The 21,164-nt window shown below is 47.5% G+C and carries 17 protein-coding genes, 1 tRNA gene and 1 pseudogene; 11 read left to right on the top strand and 8 right to left on the bottom strand.

Annotated elements, in window-relative coordinates:
* Positions 1-1,988, bottom strand: a pseudogene (locus A3750_RS07470) (NAD-glutamate dehydrogenase domain-containing protein); the annotation flags it as partial.
* 187 nt (positions 1,989-2,175) lie between these two features.
* Here A3750_RS07470 and A3750_RS07465 point away from each other — a divergent pair.
* The 7 genes from A3750_RS07465 to A3750_RS07435 are packed head-to-tail and all read left to right on the top strand — an operon-like array spanning position 2,176 to position 9,760.
* Complete coding sequence (locus A3750_RS07465) at positions 2,176-3,144, top strand: MoxR family ATPase (protein ID WP_068456605.1); 969 nt, start codon at positions 2,176-2,178, stop codon at positions 3,142-3,144.
* A gap of 33 nt (positions 3,145-3,177) precedes the next feature.
* Positions 3,178-4,158: a DUF58 domain-containing protein gene (locus tag A3750_RS07460; RefSeq protein ID WP_068456603.1), complete on the top strand. Its 981-nt coding sequence runs from the start codon at positions 3,178-3,180 to the stop codon at positions 4,156-4,158.
* Positions 4,155-4,652 (top strand): DUF4381 domain-containing protein, encoded by a 498-nt coding sequence (locus A3750_RS07455; RefSeq protein ID WP_068466190.1) that lies wholly within the window; start codon positions 4,155-4,157, stop codon positions 4,650-4,652. The genes A3750_RS07460 and A3750_RS07455 overlap by 4 nt, the downstream gene beginning before the upstream one ends.
* On the top strand, positions 4,652-5,713 hold the full coding sequence (locus tag A3750_RS07450; protein WP_068456726.1) for a VWA domain-containing protein: 1,062 nt from the start codon (positions 4,652-4,654) through the stop codon (positions 5,711-5,713). Before A3750_RS07455 ends, A3750_RS07450 begins: the two co-directional genes overlap by 1 nt.
* On the top strand, positions 5,700-7,670 hold the full coding sequence (locus A3750_RS07445; RefSeq protein WP_068491339.1) for a VWA domain-containing protein: 1,971 nt from the start codon (positions 5,700-5,702) through the stop codon (positions 7,668-7,670). The genes A3750_RS07450 and A3750_RS07445 overlap by 14 nt, the downstream gene beginning before the upstream one ends.
* Entirely contained in the window at positions 7,664-9,469 is a 1,806-nt protein-coding gene (locus tag A3750_RS07440; protein ID WP_068521429.1) for a BatD family protein, read from the top strand. Before A3750_RS07445 ends, A3750_RS07440 begins: the two co-directional genes overlap by 7 nt.
* Before the next feature lie 42 nt (positions 9,470-9,511).
* Positions 9,512-9,760 carry a YkgJ family cysteine cluster protein gene (locus tag A3750_RS07435; protein ID WP_068453349.1) on the top strand — a complete coding sequence of 83 codons (249 nt, stop codon included), beginning with the start codon at positions 9,512-9,514 and terminating at the stop codon, positions 9,758-9,760.
* A gap of 100 nt (positions 9,761-9,860) precedes the next feature.
* Here A3750_RS07435 and A3750_RS07430 read toward each other — a convergent pair whose 3' ends face one another.
* From A3750_RS07430 to A3750_RS07415, 4 genes are all read right to left on the bottom strand, one after another.
* A complete protein-coding gene (locus A3750_RS07430; protein ID WP_068453347.1) occupies positions 9,861-10,061 on the bottom strand; it encodes a DUF2788 domain-containing protein in 201 nt (66 codons plus the stop codon).
* Between the two features lie 236 nt (positions 10,062-10,297).
* Complete coding sequence (locus tag A3750_RS07425) at positions 10,298-11,110, bottom strand: TIGR04283 family arsenosugar biosynthesis glycosyltransferase (protein WP_197466200.1); 813 nt, start codon at positions 11,108-11,110, stop codon at positions 10,298-10,300.
* Complete coding sequence (gene arsS / locus A3750_RS07420; protein ID WP_068453345.1) at positions 11,107-12,087, bottom strand: arsenosugar biosynthesis radical SAM (seleno)protein ArsS; 981 nt, start codon at positions 12,085-12,087, stop codon at positions 11,107-11,109. The genes A3750_RS07425 and arsS overlap by 4 nt, the downstream gene beginning before the upstream one ends.
* Positions 12,088-12,177: 90 nt before the next feature.
* Positions 12,178-13,245: an AraC family transcriptional regulator gene (locus A3750_RS07415; protein ID WP_068453343.1), complete on the bottom strand. Its 1,068-nt coding sequence runs from the start codon at positions 13,243-13,245 to the stop codon at positions 12,178-12,180.
* Between the two features lie 132 nt (positions 13,246-13,377).
* Between A3750_RS07415 and A3750_RS07410 the strand changes: the two genes are divergently transcribed.
* On the top strand, positions 13,378-14,550 hold the full coding sequence (locus A3750_RS07410) for an alkane 1-monooxygenase (protein ID WP_068453355.1): 1,173 nt from the start codon (positions 13,378-13,380) through the stop codon (positions 14,548-14,550).
* 244 nt (positions 14,551-14,794) lie between these two features.
* The gene (locus A3750_RS07405; protein WP_068489967.1) at positions 14,795-15,697 is read left to right on the top strand and encodes a DUF302 domain-containing protein; all 903 of its coding nucleotides are present in this window, start codon (positions 14,795-14,797) and stop codon (positions 15,695-15,697) included.
* A gap of 468 nt (positions 15,698-16,165) precedes the next feature.
* Here A3750_RS07405 and A3750_RS07400 read toward each other — a convergent pair whose 3' ends face one another.
* From A3750_RS07400 to A3750_RS07390, 3 genes are all read right to left on the bottom strand, one after another.
* Positions 16,166-17,668: an arylsulfatase gene (locus A3750_RS07400; RefSeq protein ID WP_068453339.1), complete on the bottom strand. Its 1,503-nt coding sequence runs from the start codon at positions 17,666-17,668 to the stop codon at positions 16,166-16,168.
* Between the two features lie 9 nt (positions 17,669-17,677).
* Positions 17,678-18,067, bottom strand: a complete 390-nt coding sequence (locus A3750_RS07395; protein ID WP_068453337.1) for a DUF4345 domain-containing protein — start codon at positions 18,065-18,067, stop codon at positions 17,678-17,680.
* Between the two features lie 314 nt (positions 18,068-18,381).
* Positions 18,382-19,662: a response regulator gene (locus tag A3750_RS07390; protein WP_068454559.1), complete on the bottom strand. Its 1,281-nt coding sequence runs from the start codon at positions 19,660-19,662 to the stop codon at positions 18,382-18,384.
* A 121-nt stretch (positions 19,663-19,783) separates the two neighbouring features.
* Between A3750_RS07390 and A3750_RS07385 the strand changes: the two genes are divergently transcribed.
* Together A3750_RS07385 and A3750_RS07380 are read left to right on the top strand one after the other, a co-directional pair.
* Positions 19,784-20,908: a sensor histidine kinase gene (locus A3750_RS07385; protein WP_068454556.1), complete on the top strand. Its 1,125-nt coding sequence runs from the start codon at positions 19,784-19,786 to the stop codon at positions 20,906-20,908.
* Between the two features lie 84 nt (positions 20,909-20,992).
* Positions 20,993-21,069 (top strand) — tRNA-Arg (locus A3750_RS07380).
* The last annotated feature ends 95 nt before the right edge of the window (positions 21,070-21,164 follow it).

Raw genomic sequence — 21,164 nt, 5'->3', positions numbered from 1 at the left:
TCCAAATAGGATGTGACCAATAGCCGGTTGAATCGGTCATTCTCAGCTCGCTCATCCCATATTTCTTTAAATAAGACTTCAAACTTATCTTTAATTTTGGCGAGATCAATGCCTTTGCCACTATGCGATTGGAGCGAAAAGTCATGCATCCAGATAACATTTCCGGAGAGGCTCTTCACGATAAACGGGCTTTCCCCGATCACTCGAAAACCCATATTCTCGAAGATCGGCATAACATCAGAAAGCGTGACCGGCTCATCACCAACAAATAGCTTGCAGTGGAACGTGTCTTCACCTTCATCCATGGAACGGTAGAAGCTCATTTCCAAGCCGCCGCCATTCGCAATCGTATCGATATGACTTAAATCTAAAGCGGCGCGTCGTGGCGTGAAGGCTTCACGATAACTTGCATTAAAACCTTGGCGATAATGCTTTGCGAGATGACTACCCTGTTCTTCGCCATACTGTTCTGTCAGTGCGGCTTCCAAGTCGTCATGCCAGGAAATAACGACACCGAGAATTTTCTGTTCGATCGCTTCAAACTTAGCGCGCGATGGCACTTTATCGGTGAGTTTGATATTAAATTGTGTACGCGCCAAAGGGGATTCAGAGAGCAGAGTATTAAAATCTATGTCTTCTGCATCCAGCTCATCTACCAGCAAATGCTGAATTTTCAGCCTTAGATCGGTATTAAATATGTCTCGTGGCACATAGACCAACGCACACACAAAACGTCCAAAAGCATCTTCCCGCAGATAAATACTTACCTTGCGGCGCTCTTGGGCATAAAGCGCGGAATTAATTGCGCCATAGAGTCGCTCTGCGCTCACCTGAAACAGCTCATCCCGCGGGAAGGCAGACATTAATTGTTCAAACTCTTTTCCAGCATGATCACGAAGATCGTAGCCAGACAAGTCTCTGGCCTGCACAACTTTTTGTCGCAACAGCGGAACGTTATTTAAATCATCATTGAATACACGGGCCGTGTACAAACCCAAAAACCGGCGCTCACCAACCACATCGCCCTTGTCATCGAACTTTTTGACCACCACATAATCAGCGTATGCCGGCCTATGAACGCGCGACCTTCGCGATGATTTTGCAAAAAGGAATATTTCTTTTTCCAAAATGTGTTCACGAGTGTGTCTTGGCACGTCTTTTAAAACAACTTTGGCGTCGCTTTTATACGCATCTTTGAGTATTCCGAGTGCCGTCTTATCCTGACGAACCAGCACGCGATCGGCGCCCGCACCCTCGATGTCATATTCAACATAACCAAGAAAGGTAAAGCTATTGCTTGCCAACCAATCCATGAATGCAGAGGCTTCTTCAAGATCTTCTTTTGAGGCATGAGAGTGCCCCTTATCTGCCCAGCTTTTCGTAATCGCTCCCACGCGATCCAGCATTAATGGGTAATCATCGACCGCCGAAAAAACCTCCGACAACACCCCATCAAGTTTGTCGCACAGTGAACGTATTTGATCCTGTTTGGTAATTCGATCAATTTCGATGCGAATCAACGCCTCTTCCCTGCAGGACTCAGATCGCTTTGAGCCCGGCTCAAGCGCTTTCAATTTACCATTGCCATCACGTTCGCTGCTCAAGATAACGTTTTGAATACCCTGCACACGCAAATTCATATCCGTAAGCGCAATACGAAGCGAGTCTACGATAAACGGGACATTGTCCATCAACACCGTGATGACTGTGTGTGGCGACTGCCATCCATCCACTTCTAGCCCCGGGTTGTCGATCGACACTTTGGTTTTTGCTGTCAGTGGTTGCTCAACGAATTTCCATAAACTAATCAGGTATCCAAAAACGTCATTAACCCTTCGCCCTACAAATTCTTCGGTATAGGCGGAGTCAATAAAACGTGTTAGAAAGCCGCGAACGGCCTCTTGTTTTGACTTGTTAATTTGTTCTTTTACGAGTGTATCAAGTTGCTTGACGATGGCGCGTTTGTCTTTCGTTTCGATCAGTTTCATAAATCCTAGACTCAAAATTAGTCTTCGCTCAGTCCTTGATGGCCCCAGATAACGAAGCGTGGCGATTTTTTATTAATAAGAAGCACGATTAAGAATAGTTCATTGCATAGAAATTGCGTATTAACGACGCTTCCTTTAGCTTTACCATTCTTAATATACTCATACAACCTTGTTGGAGAAGCGGTGAATGGGATCTGATCAGGTATTTGAGCAGCTACGCCTATCATTGGAAAAATCTATTATTGGCCAGCCCCATCTTGTCGAAAGACTATTGATTAGTCTGTTGGCGGACGGGCATCTACTTGTTGAGGGCGCGCCTGGGCTTGCAAAAACCAAGGCCATAAAAGCGCTTTCAGACAACATCCAAGGCAATTTCCAACGGATTCAATTTACCCCAGACTTGTTGCCATCAGACGTCACAGGCACAGAAATCTACCGCATGGAAACGGGTAGCTTTGAGTTCCAGAAAGGGCCTATTTTTCATAACCTTATTCTTGCAGATGAAATCAACCGTGCTCCCGCAAAAGTGCAGTCGGCACTCTTGGAAGCAATGGCTGAGCGGCAAGTCAGTGTGGGTAAACAAACATACCCTCTTGACGATCTATTTCTGGTAATGGCGACCCAAAACCCGATCGAGCAAGAAGGCACTTATCCATTGCCAGAAGCCCAGCTTGATAGATTTCTACTGCATGTAATAATTGACTACCCTGATGCGGACGCGGAACGAGCCATACTTAAACTCGTTCGTGGAGAGGCACTCGCCTCAAGTAGCAGTGACGAAGTCGAGGCGATCACGGTAAGTCAGGCAGCAATCATGCAAGCGCGACAAGAGGTTCTGCAAATTCACATGGCCGATGCCGTTGAGGATTATATCGTCAACTTGACCATGGCGACTCGGAACCCTCAGCCGTTTAGTGCAGAGCTCGCAAGATGGATTGAATACGGCGTAAGTCCACGAGGTACTTTGGCGCTTGATCGATGTTCTCGAGCCTATGCATGGCTTCAAGGCAAGAATTTCGTCAGCCCTGAAGATGTTGCTGCGGTTTTGCACGACGTATTTCGACATCGTGTACTGCTTAGCTTTGATGCAGAGGCGGAAGGACAAAGTGTTGAGGCAGTTCTTGAATGTCTGCTGGCAAGCGTGCCCGTTGCTTAGCCGTATTCTGAGACGTCGAGGGCATTCAGTCTAATGGCGAGCAAACCACACTCTCACACACTTCCTGAACTTTTGGGCGACGGCGTATACACCAGTGTTGAAGAACTGGTGTCTCTCAACGCCCACGCCAAACATCTGTCTCACTTAAAAGCGCGAGTAGCGAGTCAAGTACAGAGTGGCTCTCATCACTCTCGCTTCAAAGGCAGAGGCATGGAGTTTGCCGAAGTGCGGCCTTATCAAGCAGGAGACGATGTTCGCAGTATTGATTGGCGTGTAACGGCGAGACGGCAGAGCCCCCATACGAAACTCTTTCAGGAAGAGCGTGAGCGACCCGTCATGATTTTATGTGATCAGTCAGCATCGATGTTTTTTGGCAGCAAGGACTGCATGAAATCCGTTCTCGCGGCAAGAAGCGCTGCACTATTGGCGTGGAGTGCACTGTCACACAACGACCGTGTCGGCGGCATTGTGTTTAATGAAAAAGCCAAGTTGACCGTAAAACCGGCCCGTAGCCGAAAAGCATTATTGCGTTACTTCAAGCATTTAGAAGAAGCCAACAACGCGCTGACAGCGACTTCGCTCAGCGAGGGCGGCATTTTTGATAAGCATTCATTCACTGAAGCGCTCATTGAGGCGAATCAAGTCACGCGCCCAGGAACCTTGGTTTTCGTAATCAGCGATTTCCATCGATTAGATGCCAAGGCAAGCCAACAGCTCAGCGCTCTCGCTCGTCATAATGAGTTAATACTTCTTCGCTGTAGCGACCCTCTTGAACACACGCTTCCAGTAGGCGGTATTCTGCCAATACGTAATGGTGACGATGTGTTTTATCTGAGTCCAGAAGAGCAGCAAACGCATTCGGCTCTTCGTGCATGGGACGACAACATTGAGCGTCAACTATCGCAACTAGCAAAATCTCGGAACACCAACTTTTGGGACATTTCTACAGGCAAGTCGGTTGACTCACAGCTACATCAAATTACCAACCAAGTTCGGGGTGTTGGACGACGATGAATGCGCTTGATCCGCTCGCTCAGCTCAATGACATAATCGAGGCGCAGGCAATCACATGGTGGCCACTTGCTATTGGGTGGTGGCTGCTGATTTTCGTTGGCGTTACTGTCGTTGGCGCTACATTTGTCTTTTTTATTAAGAGGCATCAAAGGTTACGTTATAGGAAAGAGGCGCTGCTAGCGCTGCTAGATCTCGAGAGACGATATTTCAAATCGACACCAGACCTAACATCTGACACAGGTCATCGGGATGCAAGTCGTCTCAACGCGGAAGTAAATATGTTTTTAAAACGCATCCTCAGCAGTCAGCAAGGCTCTGCCGACTATCGAACGCAAACATCCGACGCATGGAAGCAGACTTTAGACGAGAAGCTTCCTTTCCTTTCCGAGCAAGACAAAGACCTTTTAGCATCTGGTCATTACGCCCCCGTTGCGACGCGCCTTGATAGGGCCTTTTTTGAAAGCCTAAAAAAATGGCTTAAGAGGCAGCGTTGATGGAGCTACTCACAGTAATCGACCAAATTGATTTCGTATGGCCTTACGCAGCTCTTATTGCACTATTGCCTCTGCTGTTTCGCAGTTTGAGAAGCGATGAAAGTCAAAATCCAGAAATGACAGCGCCAGCCATCTCGGCCTACGCACAAGCCCATGCAGAATACGGTTTTGCGACGGTCTCTTCGCAGCGCGAACACAAACGAAAGAAAGTTTTTCTCTATGTTCTTTGGATCCTACTTACAGTTGGATTAATGCGCCCACAGTTTTTTGGTGCGAGCGTCGAGCTACCGCTAGAGGGACGTGATCTGATGTTAGCAATCGACATTTCGCCAAGCATGAAAGAAGTAGACATGCCCTTAAATGGACGACGTGCCACGCGAATCGATGTGGTAAAGAGCGTGGTCGGAGATTTTTCACAGCGCCGCGAAGGTGACCGGATCGGTTTGATCCTGTTCGGAACACAACCTTACGTTCAGTCGCCGCTTTCGTTCGACACCGAGACAGTCAATACACTTTTGCAAGAAGCATTTCTTGGTATGGCTGGTCAAGCAACCGCGATTGGTGATGCAATTGCCCTCGCCGTGAAGCGTTTGAAAGAGCGACCCGAGCAAAGCCGTGTATTGATATTGCTTACGGACGGCGCCAACACAGCTGGCGAGATACCACCTCAAAAGGCGGCCCAATTAGCCAGTAGTTTCGGCGTGAAAATTTACACCGTTGGCATTGGTGCCGATGAGATGTTGCAACGAAGCTTTTTCGGCTCTCGTACTGTAAACCCCTCTGCTGATTTGGATGAAGATATGTTGCGAACCATCGCAGACACAACCGAGGGGGCGTATTTCCGAGCAAGAAACACGGAGGAGCTCGAGCAGATCTACGCCGAAATTGACACGTTAGAGCCCATCGAATCTGCAAAGCGTACGTATCGGCCACAAAAATCCCTTGTCCACGTGCCTGTGCTCATCGCTCTATTCCTATTTGTTTTATATAAGCTCATTGTTGTTGCTCAACGCATGCGAACCAACAAGAGACAGGAGGCAAGGCGCGATGGACTTGCTTAACCACCTGCCAGACTTACACTTCCTCAGGCCCGAACTACTTGCCCTGCTTGTGCTATTGCCGCTACTGATTTGGTTGCTTCGTAAAGGCGTTACCAGAGACAATTCTTGGAGCCAGCACATCAACCCGACCTTACTTCAGGCGATGCAGGGAAAGCAAAACGTAGCCCGCAAGAAGCGCACGCGCACTGGGTTACTTTTGACATCGCTCGCACTGCTCTTGATTGCAGCCGCAGGTCCGAGCTGGATTGAAAAACCTCAACCTGCAACTCAGCGTAGCGACAACATGGTCGTTATAATGGATTTATCTTTGTCGATGCTTTCTGAAGATACCCCGCCTTCAAGACTAGTCAGGGCGAAGCAAAAAATTGTCGATCTATTAAGTATGCGGAAAGAAGGTAGCACTGCGTTAATCGCGTTCTCAGGTGACAGCTTTGTCGTTACCCCGCTTACCGATGACATGCGCACAATCGAGTCGAACCTTGCAGCACTCGAGCCACTCATCATGCCAGTCATCGGCAGCCGTCCGGACCTTGGGGTAGACCAGGCCAAGGATCTTTTGGCTAAAACCGGCTCATCTACGGGGCGAATTGTCCTGGTAACCGATGGCGTTGCTCCACATCAAATTGACCGCATTACAGACATGCTTACTAGCACAGAATTCGAGCTCAACATCATTGCGGTAGGCACGGAAGAAGGCGGACCGATAAAGCTTCCAGATAATCGCGGTTATCTCAAAGACGGTGGGTCAGTGGTGATCGCGAAGACTGAGTTAGCGCCACTCAGGGCGCTCGCTATAGAAAATCGCGGCGTATTTTCTGAACTAGCATTGAACGACAGTGACCTTGAAGCGATAAACGCAGCAGGCACCCTACTAAGTTCAGAACATCAACAAAATGCTCTTCGCGGAGAATTCGATCAGTGGGAAGATATGGGTTTCTTGTTTCTCGTTCTGGCACTCCCCCTTTGCTTGCTTGCGTATCGCCAAGGCGGCCTTCTTATTCTTTTAATCTTTATCAGTCCTCAACAGGCGGATGCGTTTGAGTTTAGCGATCTGTGGTTGACGCCAGATCAGCAAGCTCAGCGTCAAGTCCAACAAGGTAACTACGATATTGCCGCGCAACTGTATACGTCTCCGCGACACAAAGCCGATGCACTTTACCGGTCAGGGAACTATGAGCAGGCGGCAGAACTTTATTCTCAGTTTGAAGACGCCGAAAACCTTTATAATCTAGGCAACGCCCGTGCGCGCGCGGGACAACTACCTGAGGCGCTCGAAGCATATGAACGATCACTTGAGAAAGCGCCACTCAATGAGCAGGCTCTCGCAAACAAAGCAATTATCGAACGCATGCTAGAAGAGCAAGAACAGGCTGGAGGTCCGCCAAGCGAGCAATCCGAGGGTCAAGATTCTCAGCAAAGCTCTGAAACCAATTCTGACCAACAATCTCAACAGCAACAATCCCAACAACAAGGACAGTCATCAGAAGATACAAATAGTCAGGAAAGCGGCCAACGTTCGAGCCAAGAGCAAGACGAAAACCAACAAGATCAAGCGCAGCAATCAACGTCAAACACCACCGACAACACAGCTCAGAGCGAAGATGAAGCGCAACATTCACAGGCGATGCCTGAATCAACGAGCGATATTGAGCAAATGAATCAGCAGGCTCAGCAGTCTCAAGGAGGTTCAGAGAATTCAGACCCCAGCGCGAAAAAAGCTGAAAGCCTAGCCGATACCAATCTCACCCCAGAGCAGCGAAAGGCGCTTGAGGAACCAACACCAACCGAAAACCAATCCATGGCAATAGAGGAGTCGCTTTCTTCGGAAGAACAACGCTCCTATGAGCAGTGGATGCGCCGCGTACCAGACGACCCATCCGGTCTGTTGCGTCGTAAGTTCGAGCAACAAGCGAGAGAGCGCAGTAGAGAACATTATTCAGAGGAACCACTATGGTAAACCGCGTCCCGTTCCTGTCACTTAGGGCCAATCTATTAGCCCTGCTCTTCTTGCTTGGGAACGCCTTGAGTGCTTCAGCAGCGACGGAACTCAATCTGAGCGTTGATAAGAACAAGCTCTATCAGAATGAGATTCTGAACCTCACAGTGCAAGTGAATTCAGAGCTGGATTTCAGTCTTGGTGGCTTGATGAATTTTGGCGGAGCGCAAGTCGAATCACCTAGTTTCGAGGGCATTGAGCAAGACTGGGAAATCATTGATAAACAGCAAAGCTACAATATGCAGTCCATAAACGGCAAAACGCAAAGCCTCATTACATGGCGTTATGCGTTAAGCCCAAAGCGAAGTGGCGTGTTACAAGTTCCACAAGCGACATTTCAGGATTCGACCAGCTCCCCGATAAACATCGACGTCATTGCGGGGAATCGTCCACGCGACGAATCGAACCCTCCGCCCGTTTTTTTGAAGGCGAGTATCGACAAACCCTCGCCTTACTTACAAGAGCAGATCATTTACACGCTCGAGCTGTATACGCTTGGGGAGGCTCGCGGCGATATGAGTGAACCAACGCACCCAGATCTTATCATTGAGCCTCTCGGAGAGACGAGCAAGACCTATAAAATGCGTTTTAACCAACGCTACGAAGTCTATGAGCGCCGTTACTTGTTATTCCCTCAAAAGAGTGGGCCTTTAACCATATCCGCTCAAGAATTCAGCGGCACCGTTGTCGATGCGCGCACCCGGCGACGCGGACGGGCAAGAGAGCTTTCAAACGAAGTTGCCCTCCAAGTTAGACAACCACCAAGCACATTCAGCGGCGAAACGTGGCTACCCGCTACGAGTTTGTTCATCAACGAAACATACGACCCTGATATCACCGAGATTAAACAAGGCGACTCGATCACAAGAAAGATCAGCATTTCCGCGCTAGGCCTACTCGGATCAGCACTACCAGAGTTGCCAGCCCCTTCTATTAGCGGAATGAAAATTTATCCAGATCAAGCTCAGGTGAACGCAAGCGAACATGCGCAAGGCGTTCAGAGCTCGCGTCTTGAAACACAGGCAATGGTCGCGATTTCTCCAGGCGAATACACACTGCCCGCCATTAAGCTCAAATGGTGGGATACAGTGAATGATCGAGAAAGAACCGCTACGGTTCCAGAGCGCGTCATTACGATACTTCCTGACGAATATGCGTCCCACTCTCAGCAAAACACTGAGAAGAATGCGCCGCCGCTTGAAATGAATGACGTTCTTCCTGAATCCGATAATGGCACCCTCGGTAATACGCCAATCATTACACCAATTACCGAGGACGATCACGGCGCCGTGACAGCAGAATCAGCCAGCGGCACGTTATGGATCTACGCAACCTTAACGGCGCTTACGTTGTGGGCTATGCATGCTGCATACCTTTATAGAAGGCTCAGTCGTCAGCCCGCTCCAACAGCCCCTCACGAACTGCATTCAGGCACAGAAGCAGAGGCGCAACTTTCGACACTAAGCGATCGGCTAACCGACGCAGTAAAATCCAATGACCACAGCCTCGCAGTTAAGGCCAGACATTGGTTCGAATTGCTTTCAGAGTTGGCGCCAACAATCAGTCAAGACATAGAGGCAGAATTTAGGCAACTAGTGAGGCTGTTTGAAGCCGCACACTTCGCGAAAGAAGCTCAGGAACTAGACAAGGAAACCAAAAACAGATTAACCAAATTAGTCGTCGATACCACCCGCAATGCAGAACAGAGAACCAAGCGTAATCCGAGCAATAAAGGACTCGCACCCTTTTACCCTGCTTGATGTTGTTATACTACAATGATTCTTTTAAGGTCATAACCTGTCATGAATTGTCACGAATTCTGCGGCGCTTGCTGCATCGCACCGCAGATATCCAGCGCACTCCCAAACATGCCAGATGGCAAGCCCGCAGGGGTTCGCTGTATTAACTTGGATCAGCAAAACCGCTGTACTGTATATAAACAGCGCCCGGATGTCTGTCGCAACTTTCGCGCAGAAAAAGACACCTGCGGCGCAAACTTTGATGAGGCTTTAACGTTGATAGGAGCGTTAGAAAAGGCTACTTCATCTTGACGAGTAAGCGCACCAAGAAGCTCTATTTCCAGAACCTAAACCCCAGAAACAAAAAAGCCTCGCTAAGAGCGAGGCTTCGAATATGCGATCAGATCAAAGATCAAAGTTGAAGCGTTTCAACCAAAACAGCTTTAATAACAAAGCCCGCAGCACCCATTCCAAGCGCAGCAAAAAGAACAACCGTGCCGAACTTACCAGCGTCAGACTTCTTTGCCAAATCCCATACGATGTAAGCCATATAAGCGATAAGAACTGTAATTCCAATCGTCAGGCTCCAAGTTTCAAAAGTCTCTACAGACATATAAACACCTATTAATAGATCAACAAGAAATTAAGATTGCGCGCATTTTAATTGATCGAGATCAAATTACCATCGAAATTGGTGTGAAATTACGTTATAGCGAACATAACTGTCATAAAGGATGTCTATAGCCCAGCGGGTGCGGAATACTTTGGCAGGTAGGACCGCTTACTACTGTCGATAATTACGGTCGATAATTACGATCGATAATTACGATCGATAATTACGGTCGATAATTACGGTCGATAGTAACGCCGGTGAATACTTTCTGCCGTAGCGCCGCGCCAGTAGGAAAAACGGAGTTTCCACATTAATACGACAGTTCTCCAAAAACCTTCTGTTCGCCATTTTCGAGAAGATGTCTTAACGAAGGCATTGAGTAAAAATGGCTTTGAACGCGCCTTCAACGATTTTGAAAGTTCTATATCTTCCATCAGGGGTTGTGCAGGAAAGCCGCCTACCCGATGAAATTCTTTGGACTGAACAAACTGGGTCTGATCCCCTGTTGATATGCCAAACAGTCGTGAGCGCAAGTTGATCATAAAACTCAACATCTTGTACTCCCAACCTAGGCTATCAAACCTGACACGACAAAACCCCCAAACCCTATTCTGATGAGTAAACCGCTTAAGCTCGATTGCGAAGTCATGTTCAATGCGTGTATCTGCATGAAGGAAAACAAGCACCTGACCGGAGGCGAACGATGCCCCGTAATTCATTTGGTGAGCGCGACCACCTTGCGGCGAGCGCACATGCTTAATGAGTGTACCTATTGAGGCGCAGTCTTTTACGAGCGCATCAACTATCTTTGGTGTTCGGTCACGGCTATTCGCATCGACCACAATAAATTCGACTTCTGACCTCAAAAGAGCATCTTGCCTATTCGCCAACGCCGGTTTTTTGGGCTCTTTCGGGAAAAAACCGCAGAAAGCACTATGAATGCACTGCTCTATTTGTTCCTCTTCATTGTGAACAGGAATGATGATCGAAAAGAGAGGTGCAGTGATACCTTCTTCGAAGTTAGCACCGCATTCACCCAATTCTGTCACAGCGCGCCGCCGCAGCTACTGCCTTGCCCGGCTGTACAGCCAAAACAATGCTCCGCAACGATGATCGATTGGCCATCCAAAGGTGTATTTAGTAGCTCACGTATATGCATCGCGTTTCTATCTGACGCAATCACATCATTGCGTTTTGAACGAATCGGCAGCTCTAGCATCTGATTAAAATCACAGTCATACAGAAAGCCCTGCCAATCGACACTAATGGTTGTGCGACACATTACCTGCTCAAGATTCGCCTCGCTGTACGCTTCTTTAAGCAGATCCATATATTGCTCAAACTGCCCTTTCGATAACAGAACGCTACCAAAACGTGCGATGGGCATATTTGTAATCGTGTAAAGATCGTCAAAATTGATGGCAAAATGTTCCGACAAATGTCGCTGATAGTCTGCTCTTAACGCGGATTGTGGCGGTGGCAGAAAAGGGCCGACCGGGTTATAAACTAAACTTAACTTAAGATTCGGATCGCCACGGCCATAACCGAGTTTATTGAGCAGGGCTAAGGCCTTAATGCTGCCATTAAAGGTGCCTTTGCCTCTTTGTTTATCGACATTGTCTTCCGTGTAGCAAGGTAACGAGGCCACAACCTCAACCTGGTTTTCAGCAAGAAACTCGGCCAAGCCCTCTTGCCCTGGCTCCAACAAGACGGTGAGGTTGCACCGGTCCATTACATGCACTTTCCGTACGCGCGCCTCTTCGACGAAATAACGAAAATGTGGATTTAGCTCCGGTGCCCCACCCGTTAAATCCAGTGTCTTGATACCATGAGCATCGATTAGTGCAAGTAGCTCATCAATGGTCTCCTTGGACATTAACTCTTTGCGGGTAGGTCCTGCATTCACATGACAATGTGTGCAGCTTAAATTGCAAAGATAACCGAGATTAACCTGAAGTGTTGATATCTCTTTCCTCTGGATGCTTGGAAACTCTGAATCCATTAATCTCGGTTTTACATCCAACATTCAAACAACTCCATTGAAAATTATTTTAGGCTTACTAGCGATCTAACTTTGAACACAACGCAATTAAAAAGTTCCCAGAGGGACGCAAAATCACTCGTGCGTGCTTCGAAATTCCGATGGTGTCTGATTAAACCAACGACGAAACACGCGTGAAAAATTTGAGGTGTCAGCATAGCCGACCTTAAGAGCAATCTGCTCAATACTGAGTTCGTCTGAGGATAAATACCAAACCACCAGTTCTTTCCGCACCTCATCTAACAACGTTTGATAGCTAGACTCTTCATTTTTTAGCTTTCGTATAAATGTACGTACCGACACAGCAAAATGCTCTGCGGCCTCTTCTTGTAATGGGAATTCGCCACCGCATCGTAGCAGGAAGGTTTTTACGCGTCTCGAAAAAGCACCACCTTTTACTTCTTGCTGTAATAGCTGCTCGCACTCCCTAAGTGCATTTCGATAGGCAAATTCGTCCACCGTGAGGCATCTTTGACGAAGGGTGTCCTCAGGAATCACAAGCTCCAAATGTTGACTATTCAAACTAAAGGTTACATTGGGAAATTTTTGTTGGTATGCATCGGGATGCGGCAACTCTGCTAAAGGCAACTTTACCGTGATCGCTGTATTGTTCACTCCGGTGGTCTTGGCAATCAGGTCGACAAACGATGAAAGCAACACTATCGAGACGAATAGTCGCAATGAATCCAGATCGAACTTCTCGACCACTCGAAATATCGTCTGGCCCTCCATCACGTCACTTTCAATGCTAATGATGGCGATGCGCGTAGCAATCATCTTGCGCACGAGCTCAAAGGTATCCTTTACCGTTGGAGCAGCTAACGCGCCATAACCAAGCGGTCCGTGCGAAGAGGCCTGACTAATGCTTGATATCCCAAGCTCCAAGGGCAATCGGTCATCCGCCTCTAAAGCCTTGAGCTGGGCACGCTCTAGTAAACGTCGAAACTGCTCAAAACTGATGAAGCTCTGGCTTTCCAAAAGACTCACCCAGCTAAGGCTATTACCTTTGAACAATTCAGAGGGTTCTGTACCTAAATTACGTAGGTGCGCTACCAGCAACCGTGCATAGCTAGGGTGAATAGAAGGTAAGAGGTAGTCAGTATTACTCGTCATGATTGGCAGAATATGACGAAACACTGCCACTTTCAACGCTTATTTCTCATTGCTGTTAGTGTTTCAATAACATCCACAGCAAGCATTTCGTTAGTGCTAGCAACGCGCACGAATGTATTGCAGACAACAAACAATAACGACAAACCTGCACGGAGAACAAATATGTCTGCTGGCACTTTTACTGCACCAACCGGTGAAACCTACACGGACAAAAAGCGTCACGCATGGATGGTTTCGCTCATGATTCCGGCGCTCGCCATTGCAGGGCCTTTACTCTACAACAATACCCTGAATGAATGGTTTCTTTGGATGTTTATCGCATTTTGGTACGTGCTGTTTCCAATCATCGACTTTGTAATGGGAGAGGACACAAGCAATCCACCGGAAGCGGTCGTTCCACAACTTGAAGCAGACCCGTATTACAAGCTAATTGCACGCATCCATGTCCCTATCGTCATCGCCGTGTTCATATATATCGGTTGGTTTGTTGCAAACACTGATTTAAGCGCGGGCGGATACATCGCCTCAGCGTTAACTGCAGGCTATATCGGCGGGCATGGTCTTAACATTGGCCACGAGCTGGGGCACAAAAAGAATAAGCTCGATCAATGGCTAGCGAAAATCGTACTAGCACCGGCCGCTTATGGTCACTTTTTTGTTGAGCACAACCGAGGGCACCACAAGATGGTCGCGACTCCCGAAGATCCAGCCTCTTCGAAAATGGGGGAGAATATTTACAGCTTCGCCCTGAGAGAGCTTCCTAATGCGATCATTCGCGCGGCTAAAATTGAACATACGCGTTTAACGAAAGAGGGTAAGAACCCGTTTTCGCTGCGCAATGAGTTCATTCAAACCTTAACAATGACGCTCGTGTTTTATATAGCGATGGGTTTATGGCTTGGGCCTGAAGTGGTGCCATACCTTTTTATTGCTGCATTTTGGTCTATGTGGCAGTTAACGTCTGCCAACTACATTGAGCACTATGGGTTGCTGCGCCAAAAGCTTCCGTCTGGGCGATATGAGCGGCCACAGCCCCACCACAGCTGGAATAGTAACCACATCTTTTCTAATTGGGCCCTTTTCCATCTTCAGCGACATTCGGACCATCACGCAAATGCTACACGGGCATATCAATCATTACGCCATTTTGACAACTTACCGTCATTCCCAAACGGTTACTTTGGTATGTTCTCTGTGGCGTATATCCCCTGGCTTTGGTTTAAAGTTATGGATAAGCGTTTAGTCGAGGTTGTAGACGGAGACCTTAACCAGATCAACATGCTTCCTAGCAAGCAAGAAAAGCTCGTTGCGAAATACCAGCTTACTCGACAATAGCAAATGCGCGCTTAAAACCAAGCGATGCTTAGAGTGTGCTCAAAAGGCCTTTGGGTAAACCCGAACACACTGAACAAAGTAGTGTGATAACGAGAGAATAGCTCTTCGCTTGGGTGGCGTCTCTTCAAAGCTCTGGAGCGACGGCGCACAACCCGCTCAGTGCCGTCGCTGTCTTGAATATCACCTATGCTGTACTATTATTGGGCGACATTAAACTATTTAATCCCCCCGCAGGATAAGATTTTTGGCTTTGAACAGCGCGCGTTTTTTTGGGTTAGCATCACTTTTAAGCTTTGGTTTGGCCGCGTGCGGTTCTCCTGAGGCCATTCTCCCGGATCGATACAGTGAGACCGACCAGTTCGTCTCCATCATCAAGACAAGCATTGCACGAAACCCCGACCTTGCCCTCGTTAACGATATCGACCACTCACGTTTGGCGGTAGAAGCTGGATCCTCCATGGGTCCCGCGCGGGTCGTTCTTTTTTCAGATGTTCAACTAGAGACGGCGATGATCCGGCTCAACCCCTTAGTCGCGCTCGATTTACCAATGAGAGTGCTGGCTTATGAGTCACCAGACGATGCTAGCTCAAAACTTACCTATAATTCGTTTGACTACATCTCCTCTCGATATCAGCTTGCAGACAACACAACGAAAGACGTCAGCGCGCACTATCGGGACAACATAAAACATGTACTGGCGGGCACGCCCTCAAGTGCCTTAGTCCAGCTTGAAGATAACCGCATGCAGCCTGATGGGATCGTCACTTTTGACAGCCCATACGATTTTGATAAGACCCTTGAAATTATCTATGACGCCATAGACGCTCAGGACGACACGGTTCGATTTGGGGCCGTAGATTTCCAAGCAAATGCCAAGGCGATTGGCGTAGACCTTCTTCCCGCTTATCTCATTTTATTTGGCGGTCCGGCACCGGGTGGTCAAGCAATGGCTGATGCGCCCACTCTGGGGCTAGACGCCTTTTGCCAAAAATTTCTTGTATGGACAGACCCACAAGGTATTACGCACCTATCGTTTAACGATCTACTTGCAATAGCAGACCGGCAGAATGTACATAAAGCGATTGCTCTAAGGGTTATTAACAAGAGGCTATCAACCGTTTTTGGCGATGCTTTGGACGCAGATTAGCCCGCGCAATGCTCCTTCGATCATCAGCAAGCTCCATTTTTTACCGTCATATTTCGCAGCTAAACCCGACCGAAAATCGCGAGGGAATGTATTGAAAGCGCCGCAAAGCCAATCATTCAAGCGGAACTAATGTGTATAGAACAGAGCCGACAGCTCGCATCTTTGGCGGTTCAGCCGCATGACGTTTAGGCAGATTGTGTGAAGTCGAGAGTACAGGTCGATAGTAAATGACGATAGTAGCGAGAAATCAAAGGAAGACTTTGCAAAACGAGAGAAAGGCAATCAATAGATTACCACACACTGTTAGGACAAGGATGTAGTACTTAGCGGCCGATAGGTGTGCTTGATGCTAGAAAAAACGCAACACCCGAGGGCGTTGCGTTCTTTGATTTGAAATCGACTCAGAAAGCCTAAGAGCACCGAATATATTTTGCTCGCCTTAGGCTCTTTGGGAGCCGTTGTACGGGATTAGTTACCAACCCCACCTGTGTTTTGAGGAGCGCTTTCCGGCGTCACGGTAGGCCAGTCCTTGAAGGTCGCCAAGTGCTTTTTAACTGCAGCTTGAGCCGGACCAAAGGCCCACATTTTTTGCCCCATCCAACGCAGATACATGCCAGACTCTTCGGCAGCCCTCTCAAATGGATCACGACGCAAGTTGAACAGCAGCGGCGCATTCAGCTCTTCCTTTGGACCACTCCATCCATGGTTTTGCACAACAAAATGCGCCTTCCAATCTCCGACGCGAACGGCCTGAAGTTGGTCTCGCTCATAGTAGTAAATCTCCTTACGGTTAGACTCGCCTTTACCAGTCAACATGTCTGTTTGATTGTAGCCGTCTAGATGCGCCTTAAAGCCTTCATAACCTTTCAGCATTTTCTCTTTCAGGTCGGCAGGACCGCCCGCTGCTGCAACAAGTGTCGGTAACCAATCCATGCCATCAAAAATACCATTTCCAACAGATCCCTCAGGAATCTTACCAGGCCAGCTCACTAAGGCAGGCGCTCTTACACCACCTTCCCATGTTGTGCCTTTCTCTCCGCGATAAGGCGTCATTCCGCCATCTGGCCAAGTCATAATCTCTGGGCCATTATCTGCGGTAAATATGATGATGGTGTTGTCAGCAATACCTAGCTCCTCTATTTTGGCGAGCATCTCTCCGACATGGTCATCGAGGTCCTTCATAACGACTTCTTGCAGGCCCCAACCATTTTGTCCAAGCATGGCTTCGTACTTAGGAGATAAGTGCGTCCATACGTGGCCACGAGACGGACAATACCAGGTGAAGAACGGCTTCTTCGCCTCAACTGCGCGCTCAATAAAGTTGATAGTGTGCTTGTTCACTTCGTCGTCTAAGGTGCGCATTCGCTCGATAGATAGCACGCCGTCATCCTTGATGGTCTGGCCACCTTTACTGTCTGATTTTGCATGAATCACATTGCGCGGAGCGAAATCATCCAACGAGCCATCTTTTGGCCAATCTGGGTCTTCGGTGTATTCCATTGCATTTAGGTGGTACAACCAACCCCAGTATTCATCGAAGCCATGCATTGTCGGCAAAAATTCATCTCGATCGCCTAGATGATTTTTTCCAAACTGCCCAGTGACATACCCCTGCTTTTTCAAGATCTCGGGGAGCGTCGGTGTCTCTGTGCTTAATCCAACAGGCCCTCCAGGCAGTCCAACTGAGTGCATGCCTGTGCGCACCGGCAACTGTCCCGTCAAAAAGGCCGAGCGGCCAGCGGTACAAGACGGCTGAGCATAGTAGTCGGTAAGAAGCATTCCCTTCTCGGCGATGCTATCGATATTAGGTGTTTCACTGCTCATCACACCATTGTGATAAGCGCTCAGATTCGAGATCCCAATATCGTCAGTAAATATGACAAAAATATTGGGCTGGTCTTGAGCAGACCATACCGTGAGGGAAAAACTACTCAATACACACACAAAAAGTAGATGGAGAATCAATTTCATATAATATCCTTACGCTGTTTCAGATTGCTCTTTGTGAATCATTTTTATACCGACCAAACCAAAGCCGAGCTCCAGTAACAAATAAACGAATAGCAACCAATGCGGCATGCCATCCAACAACAAACTTAACGCGCGGCCGGCCGCTAGACCGATCATAAACACAACGAGGCTGTAGAGCGCAGGAAGACGATATTTCTGATTGAGTGCTCCGGCCGCCCAAAATAGCGCAAGCGCCATGTAAAGACCCATTACGGCACGAAAAATATGCGTTACGTTGACCGAGCCTGCATCAATTCCAAAAAGAAAATCGAGAGAAGTGGCCGGTGCATAACCGTAGGAAAGAGCAATAGGCGTCAAGCCGATTACCGCAACAATCAGAAAAATACTTTGTGGGGACATATCTACCCTCGAAAATCGCGTGAACTTTGAAACGAATATAGTCTGAAACCCCGATTATACAAGTGAGCCCCATGTAAAATTGATCAAAGATCGGTGCACTGGCAGTGCTCTAATTGAAAAGCTCTTTGATAAATGCAAGGCAGCTCGTTGATTCATGTTTTGGCCCCACCAACGAGTTTGTTTTACACGTAAAAGTCTGTAACAACAATTAGAAGGTTTTTACACGCGGCACGCGATATGCGTTGAGCCCTTCACGATTTTTTCGTTTGGCTATGAGGCCGCTTTGACAAAGATACTAACCTCTCAAGATCGGCTCAATCTGATTGGCTGGGTATAATCACACTAACGTTAATCTGTTCACCCATCTGCTTTTGCATATTCGAAAGCTTGTCGATCAGACTCTCAGTGACCAGCGAGCCGCCTCTAAGAAGCAGCATATTCCGCTCGCCGAATATATCCTCTTTAACAATCATGCCAGGCTCCAATGAATGAAGCGGCACAACAATATTATGATCAAAATGCTTCACTAATTTCCGTTCAGTTTCGAGGTTAGACAAGGCTTTTAGTATCTCTAAATCAAATGCTGTCGTGCGTTGTTTTAACTTTTGAATTGCCTGTTCATGCGTTGCCGGAATAACCACAGGACTATATCTTTTTTCACAGTATTCCAGCGCAGCGTTAAAGATAAAATTCAACTTACCTAATTCTTGTCGTTGCAAGCCCATTGGGAACCCGCTTCCATCCGCTGCTTCTTTTTGTTTGAAAAGCAGATCTGCACACTCACTAAATGTTTCGACAGCGATAATCGTACAAGCGCTGTTTGCTGGGTAGGTTTTATAGATTGCCTGCTCATCTTCCTTCATTTTCGCGAACGGTTTATTCAAGATAGCGTCGGGTACACCGATCTTTCCTATACCATGTAAGCGTGCCGCATGAGTCAGCACCCGAATTTCCTTTTCACTCGCCCCAAGCCGAGCAGCCAGCTTCTGCACGACTTCCTCTAGTTGATAGGCTAAGGCCCTCTGTCCGGATTGTTTCATATCCAAGAGATTGAGGAAGCTCTCTCCGATAAGGGCATAAGCGTCGTCGAGCGCCTGAACCGTTTCTGAACGTTGATACGCCTCTATCTCAAGTTTTTGCTCGATGTCTGCCTTATGTTCACTTAATTCATCATGCATTTTTTTGAGCTTATGCAACGCACGATTTCTCTTTATGTTTTTGTCTCTCCGAAATAGAGCCTCATCCGCAAGATTTAAAAACTGCTCGTTATCCCAAGGCTTGGAAACATAGGCAAAAATCTCACCTTCGTTGACCGCCCTAACCGTGTCATCTTTATCGGCCTGCCCACTTAACAAAATTCGAGGCGTCATCGGCCGCGCAGTTTTGGCATGGCGAAGAAACTCTGCGCCATCCATCTTCGGCATACGCATGTCGCTTATGATCAAGTCAGGTTTGATTTCAGGCAGCGCCGCGAGCGCGAGCACTGCATCCGAATATGTGTGCACGCTATATTTTGAATGGCGAAAAACTCTTCGCAACGAACTTAATACATCCGGATCGTCATCAACAATCAAAATACTATTCTGCGTTTCCAACCTAATCCCCCAAAACGGTACAGTGGTCTATATTGAATATACTAGCCGACAATAATCGGTTCTACCGCCCTATTTTTCTATTTCTAAAGTCAAATACGGGTTCATTTATTTTGTGGTCTACATGCCGGAGCAAAAATCAGTGCGTCAGCCTAACAACGACTTTAACACTAAACGAAAACTGATGAGCCTTGTTGTTGTGTTTATATTATTTTTAGCCGCATTCTCATTTTTGTTTGTAAACGAACAGATTTGGCTAGTTTTTTTTGTCGTTGCACCCGCATCGGTATTGGTCATCTCAATAGCGTATCATTTGCCCCAAACGTCTTCAGCAGCGAGAACACGTACCTTACAGAGCAAGGTCATCACGTTGGAAAATGAAGTGATCACTCTTAGAAAGCAGATTAAGACAATGGAAGATAACCTCCTGCAAACCAAAGAGTCTCTCGCCCAAACAGAAAAGATGGCGAGTTTAGGGCAATTATCTGCTGGAGTGGCCCATGAGATAAACAATCCTGTAGGCTTTATGATGAGCAACATGTGTACCCTTAAGGAGTACACCTACTTCTTAGATCAGCTTTGCAAGCATTTGCTAGAGTTAATGTCCGGCTTAACAAAGCAAGAGAAACTAAAACATGAAGAGGTTATAGAGAAGATTGAGAACACCCTCAAGATTGAAGACCTCGATTTTGTGCTCTCAGATGCGAATGCGTTAATTGACGAGAGCTTAACCGGCTGCACCCGCATAAAAGGAATCACAAATAGCCTTAAGGGGTTCGTAAGAGAATCTCAAGACGAGCAAGAGTTGTTGGTTAACGACTTGATTGAAGAGACACTGAATATCGTCTGGAATCAGATCAAGTATAGTTGCACCCTGGAAAAGCATCTCAACAGCCAAGCACTCGTAAAGCTTGTGCCGAGCTCTTTCAATCAGGTATTGCTTAATATTATGGTGAACGCCTCACATGCAATGGAGGGGCTTAATGGTGTCCTCACGGTTAGAACCTACGATATCGAGGATAGCGTGCAGATCGAAATCGCGGACACCGGTGTTGGGATAGAGAAACGCAATCTCAACAAGATATTTGAACCGTTTTTTACCACGAAGCCAGTTGGACAAGGCACGGGACTAGGAATGTCAATTTCCTACGAGATAGTCACTGCAGCCGGAGGAACCATCACAGTGAGCAGCGAAGTCGGCGAAGGTACCTGTTTCAAAATCCGCTTACCAGCACTAAAGGAAATCTAAGCGGCCTCATCGCCATCAAACTATACATTCTTAATAGCCTTTAATTTAATCCGCGCTTTTTGCAGGTTATCATAGCGATGTTGCCCGCCCTTGGCACAGTTGGATAGCGCGGCCCCCTCCTAAGGGGCAGGTCTCAGGTTCGAATCCTGAAGGGCGGGCCATTTCCCCTTTCCCTTACTCTTATTCTTATTCTTATTCTTATTCTTATTCTCTTATTCTCTTATTCTCTTATTCTCTTATTCTCTTATTCTCTTAT

The organism is Oleiphilus sp. HI0079 (genome assembly GCF_001635105.1).
The sequence above is the reverse complement of the archived record's forward strand: the minus strand, read 5'-3'. Positions and strand labels throughout refer to the sequence as shown.

Bases quoted from the DNA above. Each gene is read 5' to 3' on its own strand.
- A3750_RS07460 (WP_068456603.1), top strand. From the start codon at position 3,178: ATGGCGAGCAAACCACACTCTCACACACTTCCTGAACTTTTGGGCGAC.
- A3750_RS07410 (WP_068453355.1), top strand. From the start codon at position 13,378: ATGTCTGCTGGCACTTTTACTGCACCAACCGGTGAAACCTACACGGAC.
- A3750_RS07465 (WP_068456605.1), top strand. From the start codon at position 2,176: ATGGGATCTGATCAGGTATTTGAGCAGCTACGCCTATCATTGGAAAAA.
- A3750_RS07455 (WP_068466190.1), top strand. From the start codon at position 4,155: ATGAATGCGCTTGATCCGCTCGCTCAGCTCAATGACATAATCGAGGCG.
- A3750_RS07435 (WP_068453349.1), top strand. From the start codon at position 9,512: ATGAATTGTCACGAATTCTGCGGCGCTTGCTGCATCGCACCGCAGATA.
- A3750_RS07430 (WP_068453347.1), bottom strand. From the start codon at position 10,061: ATGTCTGTAGAGACTTTTGAAACTTGGAGCCTGACGATTGGAATTACA.
- A3750_RS07450 (WP_068456726.1), top strand. From the start codon at position 4,652: ATGGAGCTACTCACAGTAATCGACCAAATTGATTTCGTATGGCCTTAC.
- A3750_RS07385 (WP_068454556.1), top strand. From the start codon at position 19,784: ATGCCGGAGCAAAAATCAGTGCGTCAGCCTAACAACGACTTTAACACT.
- A3750_RS07440 (WP_068521429.1), top strand. From the start codon at position 7,664: ATGGTAAACCGCGTCCCGTTCCTGTCACTTAGGGCCAATCTATTAGCC.
- A3750_RS07445 (WP_068491339.1), top strand. From the start codon at position 5,700: ATGGACTTGCTTAACCACCTGCCAGACTTACACTTCCTCAGGCCCGAA.
- A3750_RS07395 (WP_068453337.1), bottom strand. From the start codon at position 18,067: ATGTCCCCACAAAGTATTTTTCTGATTGTTGCGGTAATCGGCTTGACG.
- arsS (WP_068453345.1), bottom strand. From the start codon at position 12,087: ATGTTGGATGTAAAACCGAGATTAATGGATTCAGAGTTTCCAAGCATC.
- A3750_RS07400 (WP_068453339.1), bottom strand. From the start codon at position 17,668: ATGAAATTGATTCTCCATCTACTTTTTGTGTGTGTATTGAGTAGTTTT.